We start from the raw sequence: 8,115 nt of genomic DNA, 5'->3' as shown, positions 1-8,115 counted from the left end.
CCTCGACGCCCTCCAGGAGGGCGGCGGTGCGGGGGCGGCCGTGGGTCTCGACGAAGCCCACGACCACGCCCCGGCGCGCGCTTTCCCGCTGCCGGCTCAGCGGTTGGAGACCTCGGCCACCAGGCGGGCCAGCTCCAGGCGGTCCACGTTCGGGCCCGGGGCGGTGGCGTTGCCGATGGTCAGTGCTCCGTCACCCGTCTTGAGGGTGAGCGGGGTGGCCTGGGGCCAGAACTCGTCCCAGGCGTAGTTGTGGCGGAACACGCCGCGTGTCGTCGTGCCTCCTGCCTCCGTGATGTCGAGGTGCCGGCTGATCACATCTGTGTTGTAGGGGTGTCCGGTGTTCCTGTCGGCGTTGGCGTAGCGGACGACCAGCACGTAATCGCCGGGGCCGAAGCCGTCGGGGCGGGCCAGGGTGAGGGTGCCGGCGGAGGTGCCGCCCAGGTCGGTGACGTACGCGCCGCCCGAGGCGTTGGACGCGCTCGTCCCGGGGACGGTCACCGTCCTCGCGGTCCCGCCGAGCGGCGCCCGCTCGGCCTCCACCCGGTGCACGGTCCCGTCCGACGCGGTGGCCCTGACCGTGGTCAGCGCGCGCAGCTCCAGCCCGGCCGGGCCGCCCACCTCGACCTTGGAGATCCCGGCAGGCAGGTAGACCCGCGCCCGCGACCCGCCCTCACCGGGCCGCGTCGCGCGCAGGCCGGGGATCTCCCGGCCGTCCACGGAGACCCGCAGGTCACCACGCCCGGCGGCGTGGTAGGAGAAGGTCAGGTCGTGGTAGCCGTCCTCGCGCGCGGCCACGAAGTACGTCGCCCGCGCCTTGCCGCCCAGCACCACGGCCGGCCCCTTGCCGCCCCTGGCGATCCGCGCGCCGCCGGACAGCCGCGCCTCGTCGGCCCCGTGGACCGCCCTGTGCGGCCCGCGCACCTCGGTCAGGTCGAACCTGTCGAGCGTCACGTCGCTGCCCGGCAGCCGCGTCCCGTCCCCGGTGCTCGTGCGCAGCGACAGCTCGTGCGTGCCCGCCTTCAGCTCGATCTCGACGTCGGTCCTGCCCCGGTAGGTCCACCCGAGGTCCGCCGAATACTGGACGATCCGGTCGAGCTTGCCGTCCACGAAGAGCGCGTGCCGTCCAGGCGCCTTGTTCGTGCCCTGGTAGACGCCCAGCCGGTAGCGCCCGTCGCCGGGCACGGTGACCGGGAACGTCACCGCGGAATCGTCCTGGTTCATGCCGCCGACGTCGCGCTTGCCGGACGTGGCGTACAGCTGCGGGTCGGCAGTCGTGTCCTGGTCGAAGACGCGGGCGGCGGTGAGCCTGGCCGACTCGGCCTCGACCGACGCCGACCACGGCGCGTCCGCGGCGGGCGCGGGGCCGCTCGACGGCACGACCGTCACCCGGTACGCCGCCATCACGTCACCGCCCGGCACGTCCACCGTGATCGCGCCGCCCGACACCTTGGCCCGCGTCGCGGCGACGACCGGCGGCTCGGCCGCGTCGCCCTCGTACCCGGTCCAGGTCGTCTTCGACACCACGACGTCCACCCGGGTGCCGAAGACGCGGCGGTCGAGCCCGGTCACGTCGAGCCTGACGGGCGCGGCGCCGCCGCCGACCAGGATCGTGCCGCGCCGCGCGGACTCGTCGAGCGCCGCGACCGCCTGCACGGTGTCGGCGGCGTTCAGCCGCGGCGGGGTCACCTTCACCGTCTGGCCGGTCAGGTCCGCGTACCACTTGAGCAGCCACCAGCCGCCGTTCGCCTGCCGGGTGCGCACCGCGTGGTCGCCGAGGTTGCCGGCGTACGTCCAGTACGCCATGTCCGCGTCCACCTTGGTGTCCTCGAACAGGGAGATCCACTGGATCATCTGGCCGGGCACCGACATGTCGCGGCGGTTGCCGTACTCGTCGATGTTGATGGGCAGCGGGCCGATGCCGAGCTCGCGCTCCATCGCGCGGTAGTGCTCGTAGTGGGAGCGGTAGTCGGCGAGCCGCTCGCGCTGCAGTTCGTGCCAGGCCATGATGTCCGGCAGGCAGTCGTCCTGCCCGGCGCAGGGCGTCTCCTTGGCCCAGGTGAGGAAGTCGCGCAGTCGTTCCGGGCGGTAGAACGCCTCGTTGGGGCCGACGATGCGGGCGCCGGGGTCGATCGAGCGGATGCGCTCGAACACCGCCTTCCAATCGGAGAAGAACCGCTCCTTCTGCGTGGCCCAGTCCTCGTACCAGATCCAGTCGGGCTCGTTGAACGGCACCCAGACGAACCTGTCCTTGTCGCCGGGCCGCTCGCGGACGACCTTGCGCACCATCGTCTCGACCTTGGCCAGGTAGTCCTCGATACCGAGGTCCTGGTACGGCCAGCGGCTGTAGACGTCCTGCATGTAGATGACGACCTCGTCGCCGCCGGCGGCGAAGAACCCGTCGGCGACGGTCAGCGCGTCGCCGTTGGGGTGCTGCTCGCCGTCCGGGGCCTTCTGCGCGACCGTACGCGGACGCGCGCCGGCCACCAGGCTGTCGCCCGGCACGCCGGGGTCGGACAGCGCGTAGAGACCGCCGGTCGCGCCGCCGTGCACGGGGCCGGTGCGCTGCGCGAAGTCCACGGCGACCACGTCGGGTACTGCTGCGGTGGCCGGCGCCGACGTCAATGCGGCGAGCGTCACGACCGCGACGGCGGACGCGAGGGCGTGCCGTCCTAACCGGTGTCCGGGCATGAGACAACCTCCTGATAAGCGGGGGCTACTTGACGGCACCGCCGGTGATGCCGGAGATGATCCTGCGCTGGGCGACGGCGAACACGACCAGCAGCGGCAGGCTCATGAGGATGATGTAGGCGAAGATCAGGTGCCAGTTGCTGAGGTACAGCCCGGCGTTGGCCACCTGGAACAGGTTCAGCGGCAGCGTGTCCAGCCGGCCGCCGATGACGAAGAAGGCGTAGAAGACGTCGTTCCAGACGTACAGGCAGATGAGGATGGTCGCGGTGGCGAGCACCGGGCGCAGCAGCGGCAGGATGACGGAGAAGAACACCCGCAGCGGGCCCGCGCCGTCCATGCGGGCGGCCTCCTCCAGCGACAGCGGCACCGTACGCACGAAGCCCGTCACGAAGAAGATCACCGTGGACAGGTAGATGCCGACGTAGACCCCGACCATCCCGACCAGGCTGCCCGCCAGGCCGAGCTGGCGCAGCAGCAGCACGATCGTCACCACGGCGGGCGGCAGCACGATGCCGCTGATGGCCAGCGCGTACAGCACCGCGACGAGCCGCGAGGCGCGGCGGGCGAGGATCCACGACGCCATCGACCCCAGCGCCAGCACCAGCGCCACCGACGGCGCCACCACCAGCACGCTGCCGAGGAACGCCGTCGGCACCTCTCCCTGCTCCCACACCTGGGCCAGGTTCTCCCACAGGTGCCAGCTCGACGGCAGGGACAGGTCCGGCGAGAGCGCCTCGGCCTGCGACTTGCCCGCCGTCACCACGACCAGCCACAGCGGCACGCCCATCACGAGCAGGACGAGCACGACGACCGCGACGGGACGCAGCCGGGCGGCCAGGCCCCGCGAGAGCGGCGGGCGGGCGGCACGCGCGCGGCCGGGACCGCCGAAGACAGGCGCCGTCACAGGATCTCCTCCCTCTTGCGCAGGATGCGGATCACCGGGAAGGCCAGCAGCGTCACCATCAGGAACAGCACCAGGCTCATGGTCGTGGCCTGCGCGAACAGGCCCTGACCGAAGGTGCGGTAGATGAAGATGTTGAGGATCTCGGTGCTGCGGGCCGGGCCGCCCCCGGTGAGCGCCTGCACGATGTCGAAGCCGTTCATCGAGCCGAGCAGCGAGGTGGCCACGTTGAACGTGATCGCCGGCGCCAGCAGCGGGAAGCGCACCGCCCAGAACGCCTGCCACGGCGAGGCCCCGTCCATGCGAGCCGCCTCCGCGACGTCCTCGGGCACCGACTTCAGCCCGGCCAGGTAGATGAGCATCGACAGGCCCATCCACTTCCAGGCGTGGATGACGGCGGCCAGCACCAGCGTCCACGTCGTGCTGCCCAGCCAGGCGACCTCCACCTGCTGCCCGGTCAGCGCCGACAGCAGCCCGTTGAGGCTCCCGTCGGGCTTGAGCAGGGCCTGGAAGAGGTAGCCGACCGCCAGCGCCGACATCAGCACCGGGATGACGAACACCACCCTCGCCGCCCTGTTGAGCCAGGTGTCCCGCTCCAGCAGCACCGCGAGGCCGAAGCCGAACAGGTTCTGGAACACCGCCACCAGCACCGCGTAGATCAGGGTGACGCGCAGCGCGCCGAACAGCGTGCCGTCCGACAGCAGCGCGGCGAAGTTGTCCAGACCCACGGGCCGGATCTCGCTCTTGAAGCTCGACCAGTCGGTGAACGCGTAGATGAAGTTGAACAGGGTCGGCAGGAAGAAGAAGACGAACAGGATCGCGAAGGCCGGGACGAGGAACCACATCGGGTGCGTGCGGTTCCTGCCCGGCCCGGCGGGCGGGCGGCGTGTCTCCTGGGCGGACCGCTCTCTGGTCATCAGCACTGCTGCTCCCAGGTCAGAAGCCGGGCGCGCCGGCGGCCTTGGCGAGCTGCGCGAACTGCTTCTGGGTGGCGGCGGCCACCTGCTCGGGCGTCAGGCTGCCGGTGATCATGTCGGCCAGGTTGAGATAGAGGTCGGGGTTCGCGACCGCGAGCGACTGCATCGACCCGACCGACTCGCCGAGCGAGGCGTGCACGTCCTTCAGCGCCTGCGGCACCCCGTCGGGCGTCGGCACGTCGGGACGCAGCGACACGGTCTTGCGGTCGGCGACGAACGTGCCGTAACCCGGCCCCATCCAGTACGCCAGCAACTGCCGCGCCGCCGCCTCCCGCTTCTCGTCACCGGTGCGGAAGGCCACCAGCGCGTTCGACTGGTCGGGGATCGACGTGCCCACATTGCCGGACGGCGAGATCGGGAAGAAGCCGATCTTCTCATCCAGCTCGGCCGTGTCGGCCTTGGCCTGAAGCTGCCCGAAGAACGAGTTGACCTGCACCGCCATCGCCGCCTTGCCCGACAACAGGGCCTCGCCCTGGTCCTCGAACGTCGCCGTCTTGATGTCGGCGTTGAACAGCCCCTCGTCGATCAGCCCCTTGTAGGTCTTGATCGCGCCCAGGACCGTCTCGTCCTCGAACGTCTCCTTGCCGGTGTTGATCCGCTCCCACAGGCCGTCCCTGGCGGCGTCGGCGAGCTGGACCTGCACCCACCACTGGGTGGCCCACTTGTCGCCGGCCATCTCGAAGAACGGGGTGACGCCCTTGCCCTTGAGCGTGCGGGCCAGCTCCACCATCTCGTCGAACGTCTTCGGCGGCTCCTTCACGCCGTTGGCCGCGAAGACCTCCTTGTTGTAGTAGACGCCCTCGACGGCGGGGCTGGTGATGAGCGCCGCGTACCGCGTCTTGTCCAGGATCCCGGTGATGTCGCGCAGCTCGGGCGAGAGCTTCTCGATCCACGGGGCGCCGTCCAGCGGCTGCAGGTTGGCGCGGGCGTTCAGCGCGGTCAGCATCGACGCCGTCGGCTGCCAGAACGCCAGGTCCGGCTTGTCGCCGGTGGCGACCTTGGTCTGCACGCCCTGCTCGTACGGGTCGGGGACGGTGACGACCTCCACCTTGGCCCCGGTGGCTCGGGAGAAGGCGTCGGTGACCGCCTTGGGGACGGTGGTGCTGTTCTGGGCGGCCCAGACGGTGAGCGTCACCCCGTCCAGGCGGGCGCTCGGGTCGGGCCAGGCGGCCGGGGCGGCCCCGGCGGTGGCCGCCGGTCCGGCGGCGGGATCACTGCAGGCGGTGAGCGCCAGGAGGGCGCCTGCCGCGACCATGATCGCGGTACGGGGGGCGGTTCGCACGATAACGTCCTTCGGTCTCGTCACGCTGTCGGCCGGTTCCGGGGGGACCAGCGGGGGCGGAGGTGCAGGATGCGGGCGGTGGGCGGCGGTACGTCCGCCGTGACGGTCAGCTCGGCGGCCCCCGGATCCCAGGCGAGCCGCCAGCCCTCGGCCGCCTCCGGGTAGGCGACCGTGGTGTCCAGATCGCGGCCGCGCAGGTGGGGGAGGGAGAGCACGGCGCTGTCCGGCGCCCCTGGCCGTCGCCAGACGGTCACATGAAGGTCGTCGACCGGGGAGCCGGCGGCCGGGGCGGCGGCGCTTGCGGCGGCGCCGGTCGAGCGGGCGTTGTGCGGATGGGCGGTGTCGCGGAGGCCGAAGGCGAGCCAGGGGTCGTCCCAGCCGGGCAGGCCGAGCGGCCAGCACGCGGTCGCGCGCGGCAGCACCGGCCGCAGCCGGCCGTGCACCGCCACGCCCTCCCTGACCAGGGCGAGCCGGCGCTCGTCCATGAGGTGCAGGTTGCCAGAAAGATAGAGGCGGCCGAGTATCCCGGTGCACATCGCGAACACCACCTCCTCCTCGGTCATGTCCGGCTGCGGGTAGGCCCAGTTGGCCGCCTGCTCGGGCAGCACCGACAGGGGAGCGGCGGCCGCGATCGGCGGATAGCGCAGGAAGTCCTGCTGGTCGCTGGTCGACTGCAGCTGCAGGCGCGAGAGCATCGCGTAGTCCATCCGCATCGCGCCGGACGCGCAGTTCTCCAGCACCAGGTGCGGATGGCGGTCGAGGACCGACTCCAGCCAGGCCAGGTGAGCCCGGTTGTGCGCGAGCAGCCCGGCGCCCGCGCTGGTGGCGTCCACGTCGGTGCCCGCGCCCGGGTTGATGTTGTAGTCGAGCTTGAAGTAACCCACTCCCAGCTCCGTGACCAGCCGGTCCACCACCTGGTCCAGGTGCGCGACGGCGGCGGGATGGCGCAGGTCGAGGTGGTAGCGGCCGTGCTCGGCCACCCGCACGCCGCCGCGCCGCAGGAACGCCTCGTCCGGCAGCTTGCCTGCCATCGGGCTGCGCACCCCGATCACCTCGGGCTCCAGCCACAACCCGGCCGTCATGCCGCGCTCGGCGATGCGGGCCAGCACCTCCTCGATGCCGCCGGGGAACCGGGTGCTCGACGGACGCCATTCGCCGACGCTGTCCCACCAGTCGCCGCCGTCGTCGTACCAGCCGGCGTCCACGCAGAACACCTCCGCCCCGGCCGCGGCGGCGGCGTCCACGAGCGGCAGCAGCTTGTCCGTCGTCGGGTCGCCCATCAGCGTGTTCATGTAGTCGTTGAACACGACCGGCAGCCGCTCCCGGTCCGGATGCGGACGCCGCGACGCGCGCCGGTGCGCGGTCAGCGCCGCCGCCGCGCCCGTCAGGCCGTCCGCCGACACCGCGACCGAGACCGGCACCGTGGTGAACGACTCGCCGGGCGCGAGCGGGTGGCTCCACTGGTGGTCGAGGTCGGTGGGTCCGGAAAGGGCGGCGTACACGCCGTCCAGCCGGTCGCCGACCTCCCAGCGCCAGGGGCCGTTGTGCTCGATCTGCCACAGCCACGTACGTCCGGAGTCGCGCTCGGCCAGGCCGCCCATCGGGACGTACCGGCCGCTCGACCACGTGCCCGAACTGGTCAGCGCGAACGCGACCCGGCCGTGGCCGTGCCCCTCCAGCCCCAGGTCGGGCAGGTGGTCGGCGAGCGGGCGCCGGGTCCAGCGGCTCTCGCCCAGCCAGGCGCTGTCGGCGTACAGGACGTCGAGGTCGCTCGCCGGAGCGCCGTGGAAGCCGGCCGCGAACGAGGTCACCGCCAGCAGCGGCACCGGGGCCGTGTCCAGGTTCGTCACCCGGACCGACGCCCGCACCGCGGGCACGCCCTCGTACGACTCCAGCAGCAGCTCGGCGCCCAGCTCCGACGCCTCGTCCCGCAGCCGCACCCGCAGTTCGTGCCGGCCGTCGTGCGACGAGCGGTCCGCGCCCGCGTACCGCAGCCTGATGCCCACCGCCGTCTCCGACAGCCGCTGCGAGGCGCGCGCCCGGCCCTCGCCCGGCACCAGCACCTCCACGACGGGCTGGGACGTCCGCGTGGGCGCCGCCGCCTGGCCGGGCGACAGCTCGCGCAGCGTCACCGGGCGATCCGGACGGATCTCCAGCGCGAGCGCGAGCCTCGAATGGCCCCAGCGCAGGGTCTCCACGACATCAGCAGGCATGCAAGCTCTCTCTTTCGGGCACTCCACGGATCCGGTCGTTATGTGACCGGTCAC

At 72.2% G+C, this 8,115-nt stretch carries 5 protein-coding genes; all 5 read right to left on the bottom strand.

Annotated elements, in window-relative coordinates:
* Nucleotides 1-96: 96 nt before the first annotated feature.
* Genes ABZW11_RS34135 through ABZW11_RS34115 form a run of 5 tightly spaced genes read right to left on the bottom strand, consistent with a single transcriptional unit; the run spans nucleotide 97 to nucleotide 8,061 of the window.
* Nucleotides 97-2,688, bottom strand: coding sequence for a hypothetical protein (locus tag ABZW11_RS34135; RefSeq protein WP_355426314.1), 2,592 nt, complete (start codon nucleotides 2,686-2,688; stop codon nucleotides 97-99).
* A 25-nt stretch (nucleotides 2,689-2,713) separates the two neighbouring features.
* Nucleotides 2,714-3,592, bottom strand: a complete 879-nt coding sequence (locus ABZW11_RS34130) for a carbohydrate ABC transporter permease (protein ID WP_355426311.1) — start codon at nucleotides 3,590-3,592, stop codon at nucleotides 2,714-2,716.
* Entirely contained in the window at nucleotides 3,589-4,506 is a 918-nt protein-coding gene (locus ABZW11_RS34125) for a sugar ABC transporter permease (RefSeq protein ID WP_355426308.1), read from the bottom strand. Before ABZW11_RS34125 ends, ABZW11_RS34130 begins: the two co-directional genes overlap by 4 nt.
* A 19-nt stretch (nucleotides 4,507-4,525) precedes the next feature.
* The gene (locus tag ABZW11_RS34120; protein WP_355426306.1) at nucleotides 4,526-5,848 is read right to left on the bottom strand and encodes an ABC transporter substrate-binding protein; all 1,323 of its coding nucleotides are present in this window, start codon (nucleotides 5,846-5,848) and stop codon (nucleotides 4,526-4,528) included.
* Nucleotides 5,849-5,868: 20 nt separating this feature from the next.
* On the bottom strand, nucleotides 5,869-8,061 hold the full coding sequence (locus ABZW11_RS34115) for an alpha-galactosidase (protein ID WP_355426303.1): 2,193 nt from the start codon (nucleotides 8,059-8,061) through the stop codon (nucleotides 5,869-5,871).
* Nucleotides 8,062-8,115: the final 54 nt, after the last annotated feature.

This window comes from Nonomuraea sp. NPDC004580 (assembly GCF_040609855.1).
Taxonomy (GTDB): Bacteria; Actinomycetota; Actinomycetes; order Streptosporangiales; family Streptosporangiaceae; genus Nonomuraea; species Nonomuraea salmonea.
The sequence above is the reverse complement of the archived record's forward strand: the minus strand, read 5'-3'. Positions and strand labels throughout refer to the sequence as shown.

What these genes read in the sequence shown, in the direction of transcription:
- ABZW11_RS34135 (WP_355426314.1), bottom strand. Translation starts at nt 2,688, where the DNA reads ATGCCCGGACACCGGTTAGGACGGCACGCCCTCGCGTCCGCCGTCGCG.
- ABZW11_RS34125 (WP_355426308.1), bottom strand. Translation starts at nt 4,506, where the DNA reads ATGACCAGAGAGCGGTCCGCCCAGGAGACACGCCGCCCGCCCGCCGGG.
- ABZW11_RS34115 (WP_355426303.1), bottom strand. Translation starts at nt 8,061, where the DNA reads ATGCCTGCTGATGTCGTGGAGACCCTGCGCTGGGGCCATTCGAGGCTC.